The organism is Pseudomonas anatoliensis, from assembly GCF_017976235.1.
Taxonomy (GTDB): domain Bacteria; phylum Pseudomonadota; class Gammaproteobacteria; order Pseudomonadales; family Pseudomonadaceae; genus Aquipseudomonas; species Aquipseudomonas anatoliensis.
The window spans coordinates 1-22,321 of the sequence record NZ_JACVHC010000011.1; the positions used below are offsets into that span (position 1 = coordinate 1).

Below are 22,321 nucleotides of genomic sequence, written 5' to 3' on the forward strand. Positions count from 1 at the left end.
GCTTGCACTCCATGTCCGGGAGCAATACAGGCCGATGGGCCATATAGTGAGATCGTTCCGGGTGGCGGTTTGGCTACGCATGAGGCTCAGGGTGGACACCTGATAATCAAACATATCGGTAGAACTGATGCTCAGTTAGCCGAAAGACTACAAGCCGAGCCTCATCTTCCAGCAGCCTCTACATTTTCTGACCGCGCCCGAGCCGAGGCCGCAGTTTCAGAGGCCTTGAAGGTGAATGCGCAAAAGGTGCAGGATTTTTTAAATAGCAAAAAGGGAAAGACCACTATTACCCATAATCTCAACCAGCCGGTGGGAGTCAGCCTGCTCAACGGCGCCACGCATCCTCAGCCGGCGCAACAGCTACTATTGGTGTTAAAAAAAGACCCTACACTCCCTTTGGGATACTTTTTGCTAACGGGATTTCCAGAGCTATGAATCGAGACTTTCCAGAAACCCACGATTTTTTCGGATCCTACTTTCATCAAGACTGGCGAGAAGAGCACGACACTGCGGATCAGGTAATCAACGACTTCTTGCAAACGTCTGATAAGGAAACACTACTTTTGGTACGCAACGAACTCCACTCCCTACTAATGACAAACAAAGACGAATCAAGTTTAAGGACATACTTATTAAAAGAACTAAGTTGTTACTACTGCTATTGGTTCGAGTGGGCAACAGGTGAATTATGGCTACGCCAAATCGCAGAAAAGGTGGAGCTAGGATTATCTACCAAATAGGTTGCTCGCCATTTTATCAGGGCCTTGAAACACAGGCCCTGAAAATTCCGGATTCACGCCAACACCACATTCAATCCAGCGTACGACGAGTCAATGCTCATCCTCCAAAGCATTAGCCAGCACAAGGAGGAAACCCGGTCAGGCTATCTACAACTTATGGGAAACAATCGGAAGGGAGAGGCAAAATTAGCTTTTGTAGGTACAAACCAAAACAATAAAATTACAACGCTTCATGCAAAAAGTGGAAAAGAATTCTGGCGAACGATAAATGGCGACGGAAAAGACAAAACAGTGAATCCCGCGGATGACTAAAAAATACCTTGCGCATATTATTGAAATCGACCCATACGTCGAAGATCTGATCGTACTTCGCGTGAACGATGTGACATTCAGAGGTTTTGCAAGCTACTGCCCTTTTGTCGTTGACGTAGGAAAAACTTATGAAGTCGAGTTGGAAATGGTTTTACCCGAAGAGTTAGCGATCTCAAAGATAGAGAATGAAGAAGAACGCATCGAGATGCTCGGCAATGGTTTTTCGTGTGAAATTCATGGCCGCTTAGAAGGAGATATCTTTAAGTCATTTGTTGAGTTTTCGGATCAGGGGCTTCACTACGATTACCCACACCTCAACGAACAATTCGTGAAAATAACAGCGGAAAGAATTGACGTGTCGTTCTGATGAAAAGATTCAATCATCTTTAGTGCGGTCTTCACCAATTCCTCGCCCTCCTCATCCTCCAACGGCAAATCATCCCGCCCCAGCGGATCCGTAGGCGAAGGCAACGGATACTCCGGCGTGTCATCGACCTCGTCGCTCTTCAGATCATCACTCATTTCACACCTCTCAAGGGGCCTGAAAAAAACAGGCCCTGAAAATTCCAGATTCACGTCAACACCACATTCGTCCCAGCGTAGGCCGGATCACTGCTCATCCTCCTCCTCGTCATACTCATCATCCAGCGCATCATCCGAATCATTCAACGGCACCTTCGCATCACCCATCACCGACCCCGGATCTTCATTCCCCGGATCGTTGATGAAAGGCAGCCCACTTGGACCTTTTTCTTCCTTGCCTTCAGTTTCGGGAGTCATGGCATACCTCGGGAATTCGGGGGAGTGTATGACGTTCGAAACGCCCTGCCGCCAATCGTTCCCGAGTCCGGTGAGCAGAAACGAAAAACCCGGCACATGGCCGGGTTTCTGTTTAAACATCAATTAATGATGTTTGTTCTTATGCTTGTTCTTGTGTTTATGACCGCCACCGCCGGAATGAGACTTACCGCCATCGTCACCCAGGTTGTTGCCGACCGCGCCACCTGCCGCGCCACCCAAGCCTGCACCGATGGCCGAACCGGTCGAGCCGCCCATGCTGTTGCCGATCACTGATCCGCCAGCGGCGCCGAGGCCGCCGCCAATCGCGGCTTCGGTGCGACTGCGTTTATCCGCGCCGACAGCACTGCCCGCAGCGCCGCCCAAACCTGCACCCACTGCGGCGCCAGTGCTACCACCGAGTTGTCCACCGACCACGTTGCCCAATGCACCACCCAGGCCGCCACCGACGGCGGCCGTGCCGTCGCCGGCAGCCATAGCGCCTTGAGCAACCAGCAATCCGAAAAACAGTGCAGATAATGACAATCGCATTTGAACCTCACAGTTCCCGAAGCGGGACAGTCCGCCCGTACAAGGGCTTATAACCCATTGGAGGCGTTTGCGGGAAAAACGTTCAGCAACGAAAAAGCCCGACATCGAGTCGGGCTTTTTCTGACACGCAATCACTCTCAGTGACGCTTGTGGCCTTTGGACAGGTTGCTGCCCACCGCGCCGCCCGCGGCACCACCCAGACCAGCACCGATGGTAGCGCCATTTCTGCCGCCGAGGCTGTTGCCAATCACCGAACCGCCGGCCGCGCCGACACCGCCGCCAATGGCCGCTTTGGTCCGGCTGCCCTTGCGTGCCGCCACCGCACTGCCCGCTGCGCCTGCTACGCCCGCGCCAATCGCGGCACCGGTGCTGCCGCCCATTTTCTGGCCGACCACGTTACCCAGCGCGCCGCCCAGACCACCGCCCAATGCCGCAGTGCCGTCGCCGGCAGCCATCGCACCTTGAGCCACGAAAAGGCCAAGAACCAAAGCAGGGAGTGTTAAACGCATGACGAAAACCTCAAAAACAGAGATACAAAAAGGGTCGGGATTTAATGTCGCCAAAGGGCAAAAGTCCAGACGAAACCAAAGCGCAGCGAGCACTTGGCGCCGATTTGACCGCGATTCTGGAAAAGGTTTTACGACAGGCAAAAAAAAGCCCGCTGGGGAGACGGGCTGGAGACTTGCTTTCTAACGGATGGCTTCACCTTAATCCGGACTACGTGAAAAGTTTGTGAAAAAAAACCGAGATCTTTAAACCATTCGCAGAACGTTTCGGAAGTCACCGATCAGACGTAAAAAAACCCCGTTCATTGACGGGGTTTATGTCGAGAAAGCTTATTTTCTGGCCCGCGCCACCTTGGGAAGGAATTTCGCCTTCGGCCCTTTCGGCGCTGCGGATTTGATCTTGGCGTTCTGAATCGTGTCTTCACCAAAGCCCGACTGGTACTCGCTCTGTCCACAGCGTACGCAGTTGTTGAAGGAAAATTCAGCGCCATCGTCTTCGATATACGGTGCAGTCATGCCCTCTCCCCTTCGTAACAGGTCGACACCGGCAAAACCCTCTCACCTGAAAAATATCGACCCCTCAGGATTTTGAGACTAGCCGGTCATTACTGGACTTGTTATTCAGATCGACCAACACCCGACGAATGGCCCGCTAAAATTCAACGCCGCGGCGGCCCGCCTAGCGCAGCTTCACCGCTGTTCCCGTCACAAACACCACAACCATGCCGCCCTTGCCCGCCGGCATGCTGATCTCGAAATCCAGTCCGACCACCGCATCTGCCTGCAAGGCACGCGCTCGTTCCTTGATCTCGTCCGTGGCCTGAATCCGCGCTTCTTTCAATGCCCGCTCCAGCGTTTGCGACCGCCCCCCAAAAAAGTCGCGCATACCGGCGAACATGTCACGGATCACGTTGACGCCTTGCACCGACTCGGCACTGACAATGTCCAGATACGCGGTGATCTGCCGGCCTTCGATGGCGTGAGTGGTGGAGATGATCATTAACGTCGTCCTTTTACTGGCAATAAAACCGCGATTGTAATGCTCAAACCAGAATCAGCCGACCAGATCACGCACGTTGGCAAATTCCAGACACCAGAAACCACAAAACCCCTGACTTCTTTCGAACTCAGGGGTTTGTGTTTACTAAATTTGGCGGTGAAGGAGAGATTCGAACTCTCGATACAGTTTCCTGTATACACACTTTCCAGGCGTGCTCCTTAAGCCACTCGGACACTTCACCGTATCTCTTCAAACATGTTCTGTCTGTCGAGGCGCGCTAATGTAGTCGAAAGCTTTTCCGATGGCAAACTTTTTTTCAGAATTTTCATGCGGTTAAGAGAAAAAGTGGTTTTCCCCGCCGACGAGCCATGGCAAACCGGCCAATCTCCGGTGACGGCGCTCCTTCTATATAGAAGCAGAATGGCTCACCGCGCTGGCTACACCGGGAAACGGTGACCGGCGGGTCAGTCACGGCGCTTTACCTGGCCTGCGGTGGTGGGTAACGTCTGCCCATCTTTCTTACAAGGAATAGCGTCATGAGTGAGTTGATTTCCTACCACCTCGAAGACGGTATCGCGACCCTGACCTTGAGCAATGGCAAGGTCAATGCCATTTCCCCGGACGTGATTGCGGCGTTCAACGCGGCGCTGGATCAGGCAGTGACTGATCGTGCCATCGTGATCATCACCGGTCAGCCAGGCATTTTGTCCGGCGGCTATGATCTGAAGGTGATGACCGCCGGCCCGAAAGAAGCCGTGGCACTGGTCACCGCGGGGTCGACTTTGGCCCGTCGTCTGCTTTCTCACCCGTTCCCGGTGATCGTTGCTTGCCCGGGTCATGCCGTGGCCAAAGGCGCGTTCATTCTGTTGTCTGCCGATTACCGCATCGGTGTCGATGGCCCGTTCAGCATTGGCCTGAACGAAGTGCAGATCGGCATGACCATGCACCACGCCGGTATCGAACTGGCCCGTGATCGCCTGCGTCGCACGGCGTTCCACCGTTCGGTGATCAACGGCGAAATGTTCGATCCGCAAAGTGCTGTGGATGCCGGTTTCCTCGACAAGGTGGTTTCCGCCGAAGAACTGCAAGGCGCCGCCCTCGCCGCCGCGCGTCAGTTGAAGAAGATCAACATGACCGCGCACAAGAACACCAAACTGAAGGTGCGCAAGGCGCTGCTGGAAACCCTGGATAACGCGATCATCCAGGATCAGGAGCATCTGGGTTAAACCCGGCTCACGCGATGAAGAAAAGCCCGACCTTCGTGTCGGGCTTTTTCTTACACGCTGAGTTGAACATGCCGTGGCTGCTCTAGGACGCGTCTGACGACCGGCTTGGAAACATGCGCTTAAACATCGGCTATCTCCGGACTCTATAGTGGCAATTGCCGAAAACAGTGCACATCCGTACACTGCGCCACCTTTTGTCCCGGTGGGGCCTGAAAATGCTGTTCGTGTTTCGTATGTTGTTGATGGGCCTGCACTTTATTCTGGCGGGCGTGCTTGGAGTTGTCCTCGGTCTGTGCCGTCCATTCAATCCGGACAACAGCCGTCTGTGCGCCCGCCTCTACGCTCTGCCAGCGATGTGCATTTTGCGTCTGCGCGTGAAGACCGATGTCAGCGGGTTGATAAACAAGCCCGACAGTTGCGTGATCATCGCCAACCACCAGTCCAACTATGATCTGTTCGTGTTCGGCAATGTCGTGCCGCGCCGTACCGTGTGCATCGGCAAGAAGAGCCTGAAATGGGTGCCGTTGTTCGGGCAATTGTTCTGGCTGGCCGGCAATGTGTTGATCGACCGTGGGAACGCGCAGAAAGCCCGCCAGTCGATGGTTACCACCACGAATACGTTGCAGAACGAAAAGACCTCGATCTGGGTGTTTCCCGAAGGCACGCGCAACCTCGGCGAAGACCTGCTGCCGTTCAAGAAAGGCGCGTTCCAGATGGCAATTGCCGCCGGTGTACCGATCGTTCCGGTATGTGTCAGCAGCTACGTCAAGCACATGCGTCTGAACCGCTGGCGCAGCGGGAAAATTCTCATACGCTCGCTGCCGGCAATTCCCACTGCCGGGCTGACCATGGACGACATGCCCATGCTCATCGAGCAGTGCCGCGAGCAGATGCGCGAGTGCATCGAAGCGATGGATCGGCAACTGCAAGCCGCGTGAAAAACAAACCCGCCCTGTGCGGGTTTTCTTTTGCCGGGTGAACTGTGCAGATTTCACTGACTCTCAAGCAGCGACACGGCTAAGCTGAAGCCTTGTTTCCCTGTCATCTGCCAAGAAGAAGTGAATCACCACCATGGGTCGAGTTGTTGCTGCTGCGGTGTACAGCGCGGGTAAGAAAGTCACCAATATTTCCCTGGATGAAGGCGCGGCCTGGGCTGAAAAGCCCGGTCACTTTGTGTGGATCGGCCTTGAAGAGCCGGACGCTCAGGAGCTATCCAATCTGCAGCGCCAATTCAACCTGCACGAATTGGCCATCGAAGATGCCCTGGAAAAACATAGCCGACCGAAGCTGGAAACCTTTGGCGACGCTTTGTTTATCGTCACCTACTCGCCCATTCGTGAACACGGGATTCTGCAGTTCATCGAAACCCATATCTTCGCCGGCAAGGGCTACATCATTACCGCACGCAACGGCCACTCGGCGTCCTACGCCCATGTCCGCCAACGTTGTGAGGCGCGTCCGCTGTTGCTGGAGCATGGGGAAGATTTCGTACTTTATGCGCTGCTCGACTTTGTCATCGAAAACTATCAGCCCGTGGGCGAAGCGATCCACGCCGAGATTGATGAGCTGGAGCGTAATGTCCTGTGCAGTGCGTTGAACGAGCACGACATTCAGAAGTTGCACGGATTGCGCCGTGATGTCGTGCGTCTGCGCCGCTATGCGGCGCCGATGGTGGAGATCAGTGAGGAACTGCAAAAACTGAGCTTCCCGTTCATCGACAAGAACATGCGCCCGTATTTCCGCGATGTGCAGATCCATGTAACACGGCAGATGGAAGACCTGACGACACTGGCAGACATTGCAAGCCAGACCATCGAGATTGGTGTGTTGCTGGAAGCGTCACGGCAGAGCGTGGTGCAGCGCAAGTTTGCCGCATGGGCGGCGATTCTGGCGTTTCCGACGGCAGTGGCGGGGATTTACGGGATGAATTTCCAGAACATGCCGGAGCTCACCTGGCATTACGGCTATTTTGGCGTGCTGAGTTTTATCACGGTGGGTTGTGTGAGTTTGTGGGCGAGTTTCAAGAAGTCCGGATGGTTGTAAAAGCCAAAAGATCGTCCGATCGCGGCCCGAGCCTTCGGCAACTCCTACAGGTGTACCTGATCCCAATGTAGGAGCTGCCGCAGGCTGCGATCTTTTGATCTGCTGTTAAACAGTTGCTGGCTTGTGCGCCACAAACCGCATCATCCATTCCGCGACCGTAGCACCATGGTGCTCTTGCTCCAGGCTGGCCACGCCCGTGCTGTAAATCTGTGTACCCAAGGCTTCCTGACGCAGATCCAACAACGCGCGCGAGTAGTCGTGAATGAATTCCGGATGCCCCTGGAAGCACAGCACTTGGTCATTGATGTGATAAGCCGCGAACGGGCAGAAATCACTGGAAGCGATGACCGTGGCGTTTTCCGGTAGTGCGGTGACCTGATCCTGATGGCTGATCAGCAGTGTCAGCTCTTCACGCACCGGGCTCATCCACGGCGCCTTGGCCGCCAGTTTGTAGTTATGGGTGCCGACGCCCCAGCCTTGCGTGGCACGTTCACTCTTGCCGCCCAGCAACAGCGCCAGCAGTTGATGACCGAAGCACACGCCGAGCAGCTTGTCGCCACGCTCGTAGCGGGTCAGCAAGTATTCCCTGAGGGTCTCGATCCACGGGTCGGTGCCGAAAGAATCGGCTTTGCTGCCAGTGACCAGATACGCATCGAAGGTCAGGTCGTCGCTCGGGTATTCGCCCTGCATCACGTTGTACACCGTGAACTCGGCGGCAATCGGTTGCTGCGAGAACAGGCGCTGGAACATCTGCCCGTAACCCTGATATTGATCGACCAGTTCTGGACGCAGGATGTCGGTTTCCAGGATGCAGATGCGTAGCGACATAAAAAATACCTGACACGTGATGGGAATAATGAACACCCCAGAGCCTGCCCTGAAACACCCTGGCAAGGCAAGCCCCGGAATGCTCGTCGCCCTTAGAACATCTCACCTTTTGCCGCTTTATCCAGCAGCAGCGCCGGCGGTGCGAAACGCTCGCCATACTGTTCGGCCAAATACTGCGCGCGGGCGACGAAATCCTTTACTCCATACTGGTTGATGTACTGCAACGCACCGCCGGTCCATGCCGCAAAACCGATACCGAAGATCGAGCCGACGTTGGCATCCGCCGTCGAGGTCAGCACGCCCTCCTCCACACAGCGCACGGTTTCGATGGCCTGCACAAACAGCAAGCGGTCGCGCACATCCTTCGGAGAAATCTGCCCGTCAGCTTTCTCGAAACACGTTTTCAGTTCAGGCCACAAATGTTTCTGTCCGCCAGCCGGATACTCGTAGAAACCGCCACCTGCGGCTTTGCCCGGGCGCTTGTATTCGTTGAGCAGCAAGTCAATCACGGCAAACGCCGGGTGTTCAATCAGCGGTTTCCCTTCTGCTTGTAGGTCCTTGGCGGTTTGCTTGCGGATATGGCTCATCAGGCTGAGGGAAACTTCGTCGGAGATCGCCAGAGGCCCGACTGGCATCCCGGCCTTGCGCGCTTCGGTCTCGATCATCGGCGCGCTCACACCTTCACCAAGCATGGCGATGCCTTCATTGGTGAATGTGCCGAACACCCGCGACGTGAAGAAGCCGCGACTGTCGTTGACCACGATCGGGGTTTTCTTGATTTGCAGGACGAAATCAAACCCGCGAGCGAGGGTTTCGTCGCTGGTTTGCGCGCCTTTGATGATTTCCACCAACGGCATTTTTTCCACCGGGCTGAAGAAATGCAGGCCGATGAATTTGCTCTGATCCGGTACCGCCGTCGCCAGCCCGGTGATCGGCAAGGTCGACGTGTTGGAGGCAATCACAGCGTCGGCGCCGACCACTTTCTGCGCCGCCGCAGAGACCCTTGCCTTGAGTTCACGATCTTCAAAAACCGCCTCGATGATCAAATCGCAACCGGACAGGTCAGCATCGTTTTCGCTGGCATGAATCCGCGCCAGCACAGCTTCACGCTGCGCAACATCCATCTGACCACGGGCGACTTTCTTGTCGAGCAGCGCCGCCGAATGCGCTTTGCCCTTTTCGGCAGCAGCAAGGTTGATGTCCTTGAGCACCACCTCGATACCCGCCGAGGCGCTGACAAAAGCGATCCCCGCGCCCATCATCCCGGCGCCGAGCACGCCGACCTTACGCGTAACGAACGGCGCAAAGCCCTGCGGCCGCGAGCCTCCTGCGTTGATTTCGTTGAGTTGAAACCAGAACGTGCCGATCAGGTTTTTCGAGATCTGGCCGGTGGTCAATTCTGTGAAGTAACGGGTTTCAATCAAGTGCGCCGTGTCGAAATCCACCTGCGCGCCTTCCACTGCCGCGCAGAGAATTTTCTCCGGCGCCGGCAACGTGCCTTGGGTCTTGGTGCGAAGGATCGACGGCGCAATCGCCAACATCTGCGCGACTTTCGGATTCGACGGCGTGCCGCCCGGAATCTGATAACCCTTCACATCCCAACGTTGCACCGCCGTCGGATTGGCAGCGATCCAGGCACGCGCCTTGGCCAGCAGCTCATCGCGATCGACCGCCAACTCATCGATCAAACCGGCCTGTAACGCCTGTTGCGGACGGACCTTTTTGCCTTCGAGCAAATACGGCAGTGCCTTCTCAATGCCGAGCATGCGCACCATGCGCACCACCCCGCCGCCACCCGGCAACAGGCCGAGCGTCACCTCCGGCAGACCAAGTTGCACCGACGCATCGTCCAGTGCGATCCGGTGATGACACGCCAGACAAATTTCCCATCCACCGCCAAGCGCCGCGCCATTGATGGCCGCGACCACCGGTTTGCCGAGGGTTTCCAGGGTGCGCAATTGTCCTTTGAGGGTCAGCACCATGTCGTAGAAGGCTTTGGCTTCAGGCTTGCCGACCTTGATCAGCTCATTAAGGTCGCCGCCGGCGAAGAAGGTTTTCTTCGCCGACGTGATGATGACGCCGGCAATGCTTTCTTTTTCAGCCACAAGCCGGGCAACGCAGGCGGCCATTGCCTCGCGGTACACGGCGTTCATGGTATTGGCGCTCTGGCCCGGCATGTCGATGGTGAGGACGACAATGCCGTCCTGACCTTTTTCGTAACGAATGGCTTCGCTCATAACAAGGTTCCTTGAATTCGGGGCTCAGAGGCGTTCGATGATGGTGGCAATGCCCATGCCGCCGCCGACGCACAGCGTCGCCAGGCCATAGCGCAGGCGCCGGGTTTCCAGTTCATCGAGCAAGGTGCCGAGGATCGCGCATCCGGTGGCGCCGAGCGGATGGCCCATGGCGATGGAACCGCCGTTGACGTTGACCTTGTCCGGATCGACGGCCATGTCCTTGATGAACTTCAACACCACCGAAGCAAACGCTTCGTTGACCTCGAACAGGTCGATGTCTTCCACGCGCAGGCCGGCCTTGGCCAGTGCCTTGCGAGTGGCCGGCGCGGGGCCCGTGAGCATGATGGTTGGATCGGTGCTGGTCACCGCCGTGGCGACAATCCGCGCCCGTGGCTGCAAGCCCAGCGCCCGGCCCTTGGCTTCGGAACCGATCAGCATCAACGCCGCGCCATCAACGATCCCGGAGCTGTTGCCGGGGGTGTGTACGTGATTGATCCGTTCGACATGGCTGTAAACCCGCAGCGCCGTCGCGTCGAAACCCATCTGGCCGATCATTTCGAAACTCGGCTTGAGCTTGCCAAGCCCTTCCAGGGTCGACTCGGCACGAATGAATTCATCGTGATCGAGCAGGATGATGCCGTTCTGATCCTGCACCGGCACCAGTGACTTGTTGAACGAGCCATCGGCCCGCGCCCGTGCGGCTTTCTGTTGTGAATGCAGCGCGTAGGCATCGACGTCCTGACGGCTGAAGCCTTCGAGGGTGGCGATCAGGTCGGCGCCGACACCTTGTGGGGTGAAGTGGCCGTGCAAATTGGTTTGCGGGTCGAGCGCCCAAGCGCCGCCGTCGCTGCCCATCGGCACGCGTGACATCGACTCGACGCCGCCGACCACCACCAGATCCTCGAACCCCGAACGCACTTTCATCGCGCCGAGGTTCACCGCTTCCAGACCCGAGGCGCAGAAGCGGTTGATCTGCACGCCAGCCACGCTGACGTCCCAATCGGCCACTTGCACGGCGGTTTTGGCGATGTCCGAGCCTTGATCGCCAATCGGTGTGACGCAGCCCAGCACCACATCATCGACCTGGCTGGTGTCCAGCGCCGTGCGCTGTTGCAATGCAGTCAGCAACCCGGCCACCAGGTTCACCGGTTTGACGCTGTGCAGGGCACCATCGGCCTTGCCTTTGCCGCGCGGTGTGCGTAACGCATCGAAAATCAAAGCTTGGGTCATGACGTCCTCGAACCTGTGCGGTGAGTGAATTCTTGTGCTCCCACTCTTGGCTCGCGCACTCAAGTATTCAATGACCACAGCGCTCAATGGTGTTGACGCACACGCTCAGACGGACGGTCATCGGGTATCGGGTGAACCGGTTCAGGTCAGCGAGTTGTCTAGCAAGCGGGCGGCGACGGAGCTGGCAATACGCCTCATGCCTTTTTAATCGCTAACAGCTGGAAGTCCATATGAAATGGATCTAAGCCAAGCGTGACGCGGGCCCTAAGGTAAGACATGTACGTCATGGTCGTCGGGTTTTGCCGAGGCAGGCGTTCTTTAACAGGAAGTGCATCGCTTGCCGTCATGGATATGCAGGCAGGCATCAGGAAATAACAATAAAGGCGGTCAAGCCATGTTCAAACAACCGAAAGTTCGTCAAGCAGGGCTCATTCTTTTCGCCACGACGCTGTTGTTGATTTTGCCGAATCTGACCAAGGTCATCGGCTGAATCGAGCGACAGATGCTGGTTATCGCCCCTGTAAAATGTGACTGGCTCGCTACCCGGGCCAGCGTGGCTGTGCCAATCTGCGCACTTTCCACGACATGGACGGCGATCATTTGAAAGCGCTCATTGTGTTTGGGGCCTTGCTGCTCAGCATGCCCTTGTCTGCCGCACAGCTGGATTTACAGTTGGGCGCAACCAGCCGCATCTGGCAGACCGAGGAGCTGCTCAAGCATCCTCAGGTGCAAACCCTCACGGTAAAAAACGACGTGTCCTACAAGAAGGACATGACTTATCGCGCCGTGCCCGTGGCGGCGTTGCTGGGCGGAATCAAACCTGAGGATCATCTGCAAGCGGTGGCGCTGGATGGCTTTGCCGCCGAGTTGGCAGCTGCGCCGCTGCTCAACACCCAAGGCTCGCGAGCCTGGCTGGCGATTGAAGACCCCGCGCATCCGTGGCCACCATTGTCGGCGGGCAAGCACAGCGCCGGGCCGTTCTATCTGGTGTGGACCGATCCGCAGGCCGGCAACATCAGCCCCGAGCAATGGCCCTTTGAAGTGGCCAGCATCAAGCGCATGGCACCCGTGGCTGAGCGCTTCCCTGCCCTGTTGCCGGACCCTGCGCTGAAAGCAGATGACCCGGTGAATCAAGGTTTCGCGCTGTTTCAGAAGAACTGCCTGGCCTGCCATCGCTTGAACGGCGCGGGGGATGCGCAGTTTGGGCCGGATCTGAATATTCCGTATAACCCGACCGAGTATTTCGGCGCGGATTTCTTGAAGCGTTACATCCGTGATCCGCAGAGTTTGCGCCAGTGGCCGCAGGCGAAGATGCCGGGGTTTTCGGCGGATGTGCTGCCGGAGGGGGATTTGCAGATGTTGGTGGGTTATCTGAAACACATGGTGGGGCGCAAGGTTAAGCACTGATCAACTGTTCCGCACAAAACCCTGTAGGAGCTGCGGCACGCTGCGATCTTTTGATCTTTAAAACAGAATCAAAAGATCGCAGCGTGCCGCAGCTCCTACAGGGGATTTGTGTGAATCCTACTGTTGTTGGACTGAGATGATTGGGGTCGGCGAAACGAACACCTTCGCATGCATTTGCTCGCACCCGCCGCCCCGGCGCATGCCGCGTACCGGGCAGGCGTCCAGATAATCCAGGCCCACCGCCAGTTTCAGGTGTCGCTCCGGCCGCGCCAGTTGGTTCGTTACGTCGAAACTGTACCAGGCGTCATCCAGCCAGGCTTCGGCCCAGGCATGACTGGCCAGGTGTTCGCAATCTTCGCTGTACAGATACCCCGAGACATACCGCGAGGGAACCCCGAGACTGCGTGCGCACGCCAGAAACGCATGAGTGTGATCCTGACAAACCCCGGCACGTCCGGCGAAGGCCTCGATGGCGCTGGTGTCGACTTCAGTTGAACCCGGCGTATACGTCATGTGCTGGTTCAGACCGTGCATCAAATCGATGAGCGCCGTTCGGTCACGGCGTTGCTTGCAGGACTTCGCCGCGAACGCCCTTAGCGCCTCGTCAGCCTCGGTCAACCGGGTAAAGCGCAGAAACGGCAGCGCCGACTGGCTCTCGTGTTCGGCCTCGCGCAATTCGTCGATATCAACCTGACCACGTGCACCGATGATGATCGCCTCATGCGGCTCGTCCATGGTCAGCACATGCAGAATGTTGCCGAACGGATCGAGTTGCGCGCGCACCGGGCGCGGCAGGTCGAGCTGCCAGCTCAGCACGTGCTGACGCTCGCTGTCGTGCGGGGTCAGCCGCAGGTACTGGATGCTCGCCCGCACCTGATCCTCGTAGTGATAGGTGGTCTCGTGGCTAATCGAAAGTCTCATGCAGCCTCCAGGTAGGAACTGTGAATGGCGTTACCCAACTGGCGCACCAGCGGGATGAATTCGGTCAGCCAGGCGTGAAGGCCTTCCTCGAGAATTTCGTTGATGCCGGTGTAGCGCAGACGCGCGTCCATTTCTGCCGCCAGGCGTTGCGCCGGTCGCCCGTTGGCACCCGGCAACTGCGCGAGAATCTGGTCGATCTCCTCGGTACAGGCGCGCAGCGAACGCGGTACGTCAGCACGCAACAGCAGCAGCTCGGCGACATGCCGGGCACCCGGGGCGTCACGATAGATTTCGGTGTAAGCCTCGAATGATGACAACGCTCGCAGCAACGCACTCCACTGGTAATACGCGTGGGCAGTGCCGTCGCTGACGGCTTCGGCCTGATCACCGGCCATTTCGTAGCGCGCATCGAGCAGCCGCAACGTGTTGTCTGCGCGCTCGATAAAGGTGCCCAGACGAATAAAACGAAACGCATCGTTACGCATGATCGTGCCGTAGGACGCACCGCGAAACAGGTGCGAACGCTCCTTGATCCACTCGCAGAAACGGCTCATGCCGTAGCGGCTGAGACCCTGCTCGGCGATCCCGCGAATCTCCAGCCACGTGGCGTTGATGTTTTCCCACATGTCGGCGGTGATGCGCCCACGCACCGCATGAGCACTGGCCCGCGCCGCGCCGAGGCAGCTGTAGATGCTCGCCGGATTGGCCGCATCAAGGGCGAAGAAGTGCAGCAGACGTTCGGCATGCAGCGCACCGTGACGCTCCAGATAATCGTCAAGCGTGCCGGTGATCAGCAACGGCATCGCCAGCTCGTGCAAGCCGTCGCCGCGACCGTCCTGCGGCATCAGCGACAGCGAATAACTGATGTCGAGCATCCGTGCGAGGTTTTCCGCCCGCTCCAGGTAACGCGACATCCAATACAGATCCGAGGCAGTTCTACTTAACATGGCAAGCTTCCTTCAATCCTCGACCACCCAGGTGTCCTTGGTTCCGCCGCCCTGGGAGGAATTCACCACCAGGGAGCCTTCACGCAGCGCGACACGGGTCAAACCACCGGGTACGACCCGGGTTTCGCGCCCCGACAAGACAAACGGGCGCAAGTCGATATGGCGTGGCGCAATGCCGTTTTCGACAAAGGTCGGGCAGGTCGACAGTGACAGCGTCGGTTGTGCGATATACGCGTGAGGTTTGGCTTTGATCCGCTCGCGAAAGGCATCAATTTCCGCCTTCGTCGACGCCGGCCCCACCAACATCCCGTAACCGCCGGAGCCCTGGGTTTCCTTGACCACCAGATCTGGAAGATTGGCCAGCACGTGGGAGAGTTCAGACGGGTTGCGGCATTGCCAGGTCGGCACGTTTTTCAGGATCGGTTCTTCATCGAGATAGAAGCGGATCATGTCGGTGACAAACGGATAGACCGATTTGTCATCCGCCACGCCGGTACCGATCGCGTTGGCCAGCACTACATTGCCGGAGCGGTAGGACGACAGCAGCCCCGGCACGCCGAGCATCGAATCCGGATTGAACGCCAGCGGATCAAGAAACGCATCGTCGAGGCGGCGGTAGATCACGTCCACGGCTTTCGGGCCATCGGTGGTGCGCATGAAGACCTTGTCGTCACGCACGAACAGGTCCGCGCCTTCCACCAGTTCAACACCCATCTCTCGCGCCAGAAACGCATGCTCGAAAAACGCACTGTTGAAGCGCCCCGGCGTCAGCACCACCACGCTTGGGTTATCGATGGGGCTGGAGCTTTTCAGGGTGTCGAGCAACAGGTTCGGATAATGGTCGATCGGCGCGATGCGCTGGGCGGCGAACAGTTCCGGGAACAGACGCATCATCATTTTGCGGTCTTCGAGCATGTAGCTCACGCCGCTCGGAGTGCGCAGGTTGTCTTCGAGCACGTAATAGGTGCCGTCGCCATCACGGACCAGATCGACGCCAGAAATATGCGAGTAGATATCGCGGTGCAGATCCAGACCCTGCATCGCCAACTGATACTGCTCGTTGGCCAGCACCTGTTCGGCGGGAATGATCCCGGCCTTGATGATGCGTTGCTCGTGATAGAGGTCGGCGAGGAACATGTTCAACGCCTTGACCCGCTGGATGCAGCCGCGCTCGACGATCCGCCATTCGCTGGCGGGAATGCTGCGCGGAATGGTGTCGAAAGGAATCAGGCGCTCAGTGCCCTGCTCGTCCCCATAGAGCGTGAAAGTAATCCCGGCGCGATGGAACAGCAGATCGGCCTCGCGTCGACGTTGCGCCAGCAGCTCATCAGGCGTATCGGCCAGCCAACGGGCAAATTCCCGGTAATGCGGGCGAACCTGGCCGCCGGCATCGTACATCTCATCAAAATAGGTGCGGATCATGCCGTACTCCTTGTCACCCGGACCTACAGGCCTTCGCAAGGCCCGTGCCATCGGCATAAACGCTTTGATATCAATTGGTTGGATATTCACGTCGCAGGCACCGCACCATTCCTGTGCGGCAAATGCCCCCACCTGATCGCCCCCGCTTCATTGCGACGCACTGCATCGCCTATCACCAGCATAGTCAGAGTTGATTTCACTGCTTGCGGCTGGCTGCGGATAATCCGCGCATTCGCTGAAAAAACTTCTACGCAGAATTCTTCAGCCCCACTGATCCGCACTGCCAACGCAGCCCGCAAAGCCTTGACCCTGACCGGTTTCCTCTCCTTATCGGTCTTCCGTTTTAGCCACCCTCTGCGGTGGCTTTTTTTTGCCTGCTTGAAACGTTTTGAAAGCAAAAGATCGCAGCCTTCGGCAGCCCCTACAGGTGATTGGGGTAGGCGCTGCCGAAGGTTGCGATCTTTTGATTTTCAGAAACGAAAACGGCCGACCCAAAGGTCAGCCGTTGCTGAACAGTTATTTATTTCAAGAGATCAGTTCAGACGGTAGCGACTGCGCACCTCCTGCTTCACGCCCCAGCCCTCGATGATGCCGCCCAACGGCTCGACCACGGCAGAAAAGCCCTGCTCGAAATCGCCAATATCGTCATAGGTTGCGTACATCACTTTGCTTAATTCCAGAGACCACGCGCCGTCGTCGCGCGCGCTGACCTGGGCATTGATGGATTCACCGCGAAATTTTCCTGCTGCCCTGCGCGCCCGCTCCTCGTCCGGGAAAATCGCGTAGAACTCGATGGGATGGAATCGGGAAAAATCGAAACCGCCTTCTTTCATGCGGCGCAGAACATTGCTGCTGATGTCTTCTTGATAGGCTGTGCTCATGAATCGTCCCCCTCGGATAGATGGATAGACTTTCCGTATTCCCGCCCCGGGCCTTACTGGCCAAAGTACTACTGCAACGTGGTTGCTGCGGGAAACAAGCATGTAGCTGACAAGACCAGACCTTAGCGATCCATTCGCTGATCTCGCTTGCAGAGTAGCCCCAAGATAGAGCCGCTGCCAAGGCCTGGTGCTTCAAGTGACAGGAAGTATTCAGATTGGAGTGATGCTGCGGATTTCGATGGCGTTCTGGGTTTTCAGGTTTTTCACGCCGGCATCGGCGGTGCGCCCTTCCAGATCGTTCAGATCCAGTTCGGCAGCAACGGGCAGGAGCCGCGCCTTGATCAGTCGAGCGGCTTCGTCATCGCTTGGGCATTCCGCACGCTCGAACACCTCATCGACAACTTCACCATGATCGTCCACGAAAGTGACTTTCCACTTTTGCATCGGTGCCTCCTCGATCAAACCCGCAAATGGGCTTACCTCTATCTCGACTTTTAGAGGGATTGATCGTTCAAAAGGAATGCAGCGCGCGAGGATGAAAATAAAAAATTTACTGTCGGAGCTGCCGCAGGCTGCGATCTTTTGACTTTCAAAAACAAGATCAAAAGATCGCAGCCTGCGGCAGCTCCTACAGGCGCACCATGATGTTTAGTCGTTGCTTGGCTTGTTGATCGCCTGCAATACGTACTGCGGCATTGCAAACGCGCCGATGTGGATTTCCGGGTTGTAGTAGCGGGTGACGATGCCGCTGCCGATGAAACGCTGTTGCAGGGTTTCACGGCTCAGCTTGCGGTATGCCGGGTTGGTCGAGCCCCAGGCGAAGGTCATCGAACCGCCGATGTAGGTCGGCACCGCTGCTTGATAGAAATGCCAGTCCGGGAACAGGCTGCGCAGGCGACCGGCGGTGGTTTTGACTTCTTCGATCTGCATGAACGGCGTGCCGTTCTGGGTCACGAGGATGCCGCCTTCGTTCAGGCAGCGATGGCAGGCCTGATAGAAGTTTTCCGAGAACAGCACTTCGCCCGGGCCGATAGGATCGGTGGAGTCGGAAATGATCACGTCGAATTTCTCGGTGGTCGTGGCGACGAAGCGCATCCCGTCATCAATCACCAGATTCAGCCGTGGATCGTCGTAGGCGCCCTTGGAATGCTCCGGCAGAAACTCTTTACACATCTCGACCACGGTGCCATCGATCTCGACCATGGTGATGTGCTCGACGCCCGCATGCTTGGTCACTTCCCGCAGCATGCCACCGTCACCACCACCGATGATCAGCACGCGCTTGGCGGCGCCATGGGCGAGGATCGGTACGTGGGTGAGCATTTCGTGGTAGATGAATTCATCGGCTTCGGTGGTCTGGATCACGCCGTCCAGTGCCATCACCCGGCCCATGCGCGGGTTCTGGAAGATCACCAGGTGCTGGTGTTCGGTGCGCACTTCATGCAGCAGTTTTTCCATGCGAAAACGCTGGCCGTAACCTTCGTAGAGGGTTTCCAGGTACTCGCTGGTTTTGGTGACGGTCATGGTCAAGTGCTCCGATGAATGCACGGGCGTTGCTCGTGGAGACGATTGCCCGGGAAAGGCGCGCATTCTACGTTGCCGAAGATGACAGGTCGAACCTCACTTCATCGGCTGAACACAAGCACCTGTAGGAGCTGCCGAACGCTGCGATCTTTTGATCCTGATTTTAAAAAACAACATCAAAAGATCGCAGCCTTCGACAGCTCCTACAGGGTAGTGCGTCAGATCCGCACGCTGCCCCGTGGCCCGGCAATTGCCCAGATGATCAGGCCCAGCACTGGCAGGAGGATGATCAGCAGCACCCAGACGATTTTCATCCCGGTGGAGACGCCGCTTTTCAGCACATTGATGATGGCCCAGATATCGAGGGCAAGAATGATCAGGCCAATCAGACCGTTGAACGTGGAACCCATGGTGTCGCTCCAGAATAGTGGCATGCACTTTTAGGATAGACGGTCGCGTGCAGGGTTCCCTTTTATTGTGCTCAGACGTGAACGGCGACCTTCAAGGCTTCCAGAGAAGGCGCAGCGGCAATGCCGACTTGCGCGCACAACTCGAGGACTCGTGGCACGTCGTTGCCGTAGACCAGCACCACTTGCAGCTCGTCGTCGAGCAATTGGCTGAAGTTCATCAGCGTGTAACCGCCATTTTCCTTGTTCAGGCTGCTCATCTGCACCTGAATGCGGTTGAGCGCAGTCAGCGCTTCGGTTTTGGCCAGTTGCTTGGGCTTGAGGTTGAAGTCCACGGTCGGGCCGAACGAGGCGACGATCTGAGCGAACAGGTCGACGTAGGTGTCAGCCTGGAACAACACGGTTTCCGGCAGGCTGCCAACCACAACCCACTCGCCCAATGCGATCGGGAAAGTGTCGTCGTAGTTGATGTCCGGGTTGGCCGCCAGAAAAGCGCCGGCATCGGCGTAGGCCTGGGCAGCTTCGTCCGCCACTTTCAGGATCTCGTCCTCGCCCATGCAGCCGGAGCTGATTTTGCTGATGAGTTCGACGAGTGCGGCTTTCATGAGGGCGGATCCTGTGGCGAAGATGGATTTTGAGGGCGCGGAGGATAGCGCACAAAGCAAAAGATCGCAGCCTTCGGCAGCGCCTGCATGATTGCGCGCATCGCCGGTGATCTGTGTAGGAGCTGCCGAAGGCTGCGATCTTTTGAGGCCCGTCAGGCCAGCAATTTCTCCAGCTGCGCCGTAGTGTCAACCGCACCCATGGTCCGCGCCGCATCGACCGCTGTAACGCCATTGGCATCCTTGGCTTTCGGGTCGGCGCCCTTGCTGATCAGGTAGTCAACGATCTCAACACGGTTGAACATCGCCGCCATCATCAGTGCAGTCCGGCCATCAAAGGACGAGCCTTCGATTTCCGCGCCCGCCTCTACCAACGCCTTGACCACTGCCAGATCACCTTTGAACGCCGCACCGGCAATCGGACTCTGGCCGTTGGCATTGCGCATCTCGGGATCAGCCTTGTGTTTAAGCAGCACTTGCACTGCGTCGACATGGCCGTAATAGCTGGCAAGCATCAGCAAGGTATCGCCCTTGCTGTTTTTCAGGTTCACCGGCAAACCGGCGCTGACCAGTCGATCGAGCATCAGCGCATCACCGTCGCGCGCCTTGTTGAAAACCTGCTCGGAGAATTCGGCAGCTTCTTCAGGGGTCATCTGGCGGCTTTGGTCGGACATGGGGCAACTCCACTTCGGTCAATCGGAAAGCGGACAGTTTCCCGAGCGCGACGATGGCTGTCACCCCCTTTTTCTGAAATTTACCCATAGCCAGAATCAATAGCGGTATTTGCCCTGATGAATTTCAGCCAACACTTCATCGGTCACCTGCACATAGGTTTGCGTGCCGGGTAGCCAGGCGAATATCGGATCGTCGCCTGTCTGGCCGGGGTCGAAGCCTTCATTTTTCAGGCGCGTTTTCTGATATTTGAAAGTGCCGGTGGTTTCCATTTTTACCTTCACCCGCAAAAACAACGGCACCGCATAGGCCGGCAGACGTTGCCGGGCGAATGCCAGCAACTCGGCGAAATCCAGTGTCGCCAGGGATTCAGCCGGAGTAATCGCCGCCATTCCCGCGCGGCCGTTGGTATTGAGAATTTCCACCCCGTACGCCACTGCTTCGCAAATATGCGGATGTTGCAGCAGCAGGTTTTCGACCTCCGTGGTCGAGACATTTTCGCCCTTCCAGCGATAGGTGTCGCCGAGGCGATCAACAAACTGGGCATGACCGAAACCGATGTTGCGCAGCAGGTCGCCGGTGTTGAAAAAGCGATCGCCTTTGCTAAACACATCGTGCAGCACAACCTTGGCGGTCTTCTGCGGATCGGTATAACCGTCCAGTGGCGCCTTCTCGTCGATCCGCGCCAGCAACAAGCCCTGCTCGCCCTTGCCGACCTTGCGCATGAAACCGTCAGCACTGCGGATCGGCTGGCCGCTGTCATGGTCGTAAGCCACCAGCTCCCAGGCCATCAGCGAAAAACCGATGGTGTTGTCGAAGTTGAGAATGTTGGTGAATCCGATATTGCCGTCGCTCGCCGCGTACAGCTCGCAGATGTGCTCGACGGCAAAGCGGGTCTTGAACTCGGCCCAGGCGCCGGGGCGCAGGCCGTTGCCGATCATCTTGCGCACGCCGTGACGGTTGTCGTCGGCGCTGGCCGGTTGATCGACCAGATAGCGGCACAACTCGCCGACGTAACCAATGGTGGTCGCGCGATAGCGGCGCACGTCGCTCCAGAACTGACTGGCGCTGAATTTACGGCGTATCGCAAAACCCGATGCGCCGTTGATCGCCGAGCTCCAGCACACACACAGACCCGTGGCGTGGTACAGCGGCAAGGTGCAGTAGACGACATCGTCGGGGCGCATGTTCAGCGCGATCATGCCGAAGCTGGTCGAACTGCGCATCCAGCGACCATGCTTGAACACCCCGGCCTTGGGCAGGCCGGTGGTGCCGGAGGTGTAGATGTAGAAACACGGGTCGTCGAAAAATACTTGTCGGCTGCTTGGCGGATTTTCACTGGAAGCATCAACACTGGCGCTGATCAGGTTGACGTAGCCTTCGGGGGCAATGCCTGGATGGTTGCTGGTGTCCTGATCGGCGACAAACCAGCTGCGCTGCGCTGCGATCGAGACCTGATCGCGCACCGCTGCGAACGCCGGCAGCAGTTCTTCGCCGACCACAATAGCCACCGGCGCCACCAGATTCACGCTGTGAATCAGCGTGTCACGGGTCAGCGAAGTATTGAGCAACGCGCTGACGGCACCGACCTTGGCCAGTGCCAGAATCGTCACCAGCAACTCCGGGCGATTCTCGATGAAAACCGCGACCACATCGCCCTTGCCGATGCCTTGCTCGCTCAGATAGTGGGCAATGCGATTGGCCCACTGGTTGACCTGTGAATAACTCAGCGCCACCTCTCCCTGCAACAACGCCGGGCCATCGGGGTTGCGCAGAGTCGCTTGTTCGAACGTCCAGCCAAGGCCACAGCTTTGGGTCGGATCCGTGACGTTGGCGACCTTCATGCCCTTGACCACTCGGGGAATGGCCTTGGCAATCATCGGCAGCTTGCGGAGCATCATGCCCCAGGTAATCGTGTCGCTTGGCGCGTGACTCATGGAAGCTCCCCGTTCGACCTTCGCGTGGTGGCCGATGTTTTTTTATTGTCGGGCTGATGCGACCGACGCATTCGAGCGAGGGTCGAGACTGAAAGTACGTCAGCGCTTCTCGGGCTGTACACGCGGTTTTTGCAATGTTTTGTATCCGCC

Annotated in this window: 25 protein-coding genes and 1 tRNA gene; 7 read left to right on the plus strand and 19 right to left on the minus strand. The window is 57.4% G+C overall.

Features of this window, described 5'->3' with window-relative positions; translation table 11 throughout:
• The 3 genes from ICA16_RS27060 to ICA16_RS27070 form a co-directional block, all read left to right on the plus strand.
• The coding region (locus ICA16_RS27060; protein ID WP_338049967.1) for an RNase A-like domain-containing protein at positions 1–435 on the plus strand (435 nt) is incomplete at its 5' end.
• Complete coding sequence (locus tag ICA16_RS27065) at positions 432–740, plus strand: contact-dependent growth inhibition system immunity protein (RefSeq protein WP_210702083.1); 309 nt, start codon at positions 432–434, stop codon at positions 738–740. The genes ICA16_RS27060 and ICA16_RS27065, both read left to right, overlap by 4 nt.
• Positions 741–1,044: 304 nt before the next feature.
• A complete protein-coding gene (locus tag ICA16_RS27070) occupies positions 1,045–1,419 on the plus strand; it encodes a hypothetical protein (protein ID WP_210702084.1) in 375 nt (124 codons plus the stop codon).
• Between the two features lie 242 nt (positions 1,420–1,661).
• Here ICA16_RS27070 and ICA16_RS27075 read toward each other — a convergent pair whose 3' ends face one another.
• The 6 genes from ICA16_RS27075 to ICA16_RS27100 form a co-directional block, all read right to left on the minus strand.
• The gene (locus ICA16_RS27075; protein WP_210702085.1) at positions 1,662–1,832 is read right to left on the minus strand and encodes a hypothetical protein; all 171 of its coding nucleotides are present in this window, start codon (positions 1,830–1,832) and stop codon (positions 1,662–1,664) included.
• Positions 1,833–1,955: 123 nt separating this feature from the next.
• The gene (locus tag ICA16_RS27080) at positions 1,956–2,381 is read right to left on the minus strand and encodes a YMGG-like glycine zipper-containing protein (RefSeq protein WP_150601317.1); all 426 of its coding nucleotides are present in this window, start codon (positions 2,379–2,381) and stop codon (positions 1,956–1,958) included.
• 137 nt (positions 2,382–2,518) lie between these two features.
• Positions 2,519–2,890: a glycine zipper domain-containing protein gene (locus tag ICA16_RS27085; RefSeq protein ID WP_100847883.1), complete on the minus strand. Its 372-nt coding sequence runs from the start codon at positions 2,888–2,890 to the stop codon at positions 2,519–2,521.
• A 327-nt stretch (positions 2,891–3,217) separates the two neighbouring features.
• Entirely contained in the window at positions 3,218–3,403 is a 186-nt protein-coding gene (locus tag ICA16_RS27090; RefSeq protein ID WP_150601316.1) for a hypothetical protein, read from the minus strand.
• A gap of 163 nt (positions 3,404–3,566) precedes the next feature.
• Positions 3,567–3,887: a YbjQ family protein gene (locus ICA16_RS27095; protein ID WP_047300625.1), complete on the minus strand. Its 321-nt coding sequence runs from the start codon at positions 3,885–3,887 to the stop codon at positions 3,567–3,569.
• A gap of 151 nt (positions 3,888–4,038) precedes the next feature.
• Positions 4,039–4,128: transfer RNA gene (locus tag ICA16_RS27100), tRNA-Ser, on the minus strand.
• Between the two features lie 295 nt (positions 4,129–4,423).
• Here ICA16_RS27100 and ICA16_RS27105 point away from each other — a divergent pair.
• The 3 genes from ICA16_RS27105 (at position 4,424) to ICA16_RS27115 (ending at position 7,156) form a co-directional block, all read left to right on the plus strand.
• On the plus strand, positions 4,424–5,113 hold the full coding sequence (locus tag ICA16_RS27105; RefSeq protein ID WP_210702086.1) for a crotonase/enoyl-CoA hydratase family protein: 690 nt from the start codon (positions 4,424–4,426) through the stop codon (positions 5,111–5,113).
• 215 nt (positions 5,114–5,328) lie between these two features.
• Positions 5,329–6,051 (plus strand): 1-acylglycerol-3-phosphate O-acyltransferase, encoded by a 723-nt coding sequence (locus ICA16_RS27110; protein WP_150601315.1) that lies wholly within the window; start codon positions 5,329–5,331, stop codon positions 6,049–6,051.
• A 133-nt stretch (positions 6,052–6,184) separates the two neighbouring features.
• The gene (locus tag ICA16_RS27115; protein WP_150601314.1) at positions 6,185–7,156 is read left to right on the plus strand and encodes a magnesium and cobalt transport protein CorA; all 972 of its coding nucleotides are present in this window, start codon (positions 6,185–6,187) and stop codon (positions 7,154–7,156) included.
• A 105-nt stretch (positions 7,157–7,261) separates the two neighbouring features.
• Here the strand turns inward: ICA16_RS27115 and ICA16_RS27120 are convergent, their stop codons facing one another.
• The 3 genes from ICA16_RS27120 to ICA16_RS27130 form a co-directional block, all read right to left on the minus strand.
• Positions 7,262–7,984 (minus strand): amidotransferase, encoded by a 723-nt coding sequence (locus ICA16_RS27120; RefSeq protein ID WP_150618577.1) that lies wholly within the window; start codon positions 7,982–7,984, stop codon positions 7,262–7,264.
• A gap of 92 nt (positions 7,985–8,076) precedes the next feature.
• A complete protein-coding gene (locus tag ICA16_RS27125) occupies positions 8,077–10,221 on the minus strand; it encodes a 3-hydroxyacyl-CoA dehydrogenase NAD-binding domain-containing protein (RefSeq protein WP_210702087.1) in 2,145 nt (714 codons plus the stop codon).
• A 24-nt stretch (positions 10,222–10,245) separates the two neighbouring features.
• Positions 10,246–11,451, minus strand: coding sequence for an acetyl-CoA C-acetyltransferase (locus ICA16_RS27130; RefSeq protein WP_210553619.1), 1,206 nt, complete (start codon positions 11,449–11,451; stop codon positions 10,246–10,248).
• A 585-nt stretch (positions 11,452–12,036) separates the two neighbouring features.
• On the opposite strand from ICA16_RS27130, the gene ICA16_RS27135 reads away from it, so the two are divergent.
• Positions 12,037–12,858, plus strand: a complete 822-nt coding sequence (locus ICA16_RS27135) for a c-type cytochrome (protein ID WP_210702088.1) — start codon at positions 12,037–12,039, stop codon at positions 12,856–12,858.
• Between the two features lie 117 nt (positions 12,859–12,975).
• Here ICA16_RS27135 and ICA16_RS27140 read toward each other — a convergent pair whose 3' ends face one another.
• The 10 genes from ICA16_RS27140 to ICA16_RS27185 all read right to left on the minus strand — a co-directional run bounded on the left by ICA16_RS27140 (position 12,976) and on the right by ICA16_RS27185 (position 22,171).
• Entirely contained in the window at positions 12,976–13,779 is an 804-nt protein-coding gene (locus tag ICA16_RS27140; RefSeq protein ID WP_210702089.1) for a transglutaminase family protein, read from the minus strand.
• Complete coding sequence (locus ICA16_RS27145; RefSeq protein ID WP_007914063.1) at positions 13,776–14,726, minus strand: alpha-E domain-containing protein; 951 nt, start codon at positions 14,724–14,726, stop codon at positions 13,776–13,778. The genes ICA16_RS27140 and ICA16_RS27145 overlap by 4 nt, the downstream gene beginning before the upstream one ends.
• Positions 14,727–14,738: 12 nt before the next feature.
• Positions 14,739–16,148: a circularly permuted type 2 ATP-grasp protein gene (locus ICA16_RS27150; protein ID WP_150601308.1), complete on the minus strand. Its 1,410-nt coding sequence runs from the start codon at positions 16,146–16,148 to the stop codon at positions 14,739–14,741.
• 533 nt (positions 16,149–16,681) lie between these two features.
• Positions 16,682–17,029, minus strand: a complete 348-nt coding sequence (locus ICA16_RS27155) for a ribonuclease E inhibitor RraB (RefSeq protein WP_042558460.1) — start codon at positions 17,027–17,029, stop codon at positions 16,682–16,684.
• A gap of 210 nt (positions 17,030–17,239) precedes the next feature.
• Positions 17,240–17,473 carry a hypothetical protein gene (locus tag ICA16_RS27160; protein ID WP_150601307.1) on the minus strand — a complete coding sequence of 78 codons (234 nt, stop codon included), beginning with the start codon at positions 17,471–17,473 and terminating at the stop codon, positions 17,240–17,242.
• A gap of 204 nt (positions 17,474–17,677) precedes the next feature.
• The gene (gene speE, locus ICA16_RS27165) at positions 17,678–18,553 is read right to left on the minus strand and encodes a polyamine aminopropyltransferase (RefSeq protein WP_150601306.1); all 876 of its coding nucleotides are present in this window, start codon (positions 18,551–18,553) and stop codon (positions 17,678–17,680) included.
• Between the two features lie 218 nt (positions 18,554–18,771).
• Positions 18,772–18,963 (minus strand): PLDc N-terminal domain-containing protein, encoded by a 192-nt coding sequence (locus ICA16_RS27170; RefSeq protein ID WP_150601305.1) that lies wholly within the window; start codon positions 18,961–18,963, stop codon positions 18,772–18,774.
• Positions 18,964–19,034: 71 nt separating this feature from the next.
• Positions 19,035–19,565, minus strand: coding sequence for a hypothetical protein (locus ICA16_RS27175; protein WP_150618584.1), 531 nt, complete (start codon positions 19,563–19,565; stop codon positions 19,035–19,037).
• 152 nt (positions 19,566–19,717) lie between these two features.
• A complete protein-coding gene (locus ICA16_RS27180) occupies positions 19,718–20,236 on the minus strand; it encodes an ankyrin repeat domain-containing protein (RefSeq protein WP_150618585.1) in 519 nt (172 codons plus the stop codon).
• 96 nt (positions 20,237–20,332) lie between these two features.
• Positions 20,333–22,171 (minus strand): long-chain-acyl-CoA synthetase, encoded by a 1,839-nt coding sequence (locus tag ICA16_RS27185; RefSeq protein WP_210702090.1) that lies wholly within the window; start codon positions 22,169–22,171, stop codon positions 20,333–20,335.
• Positions 22,172–22,321 lie beyond the last annotated feature (150 nt).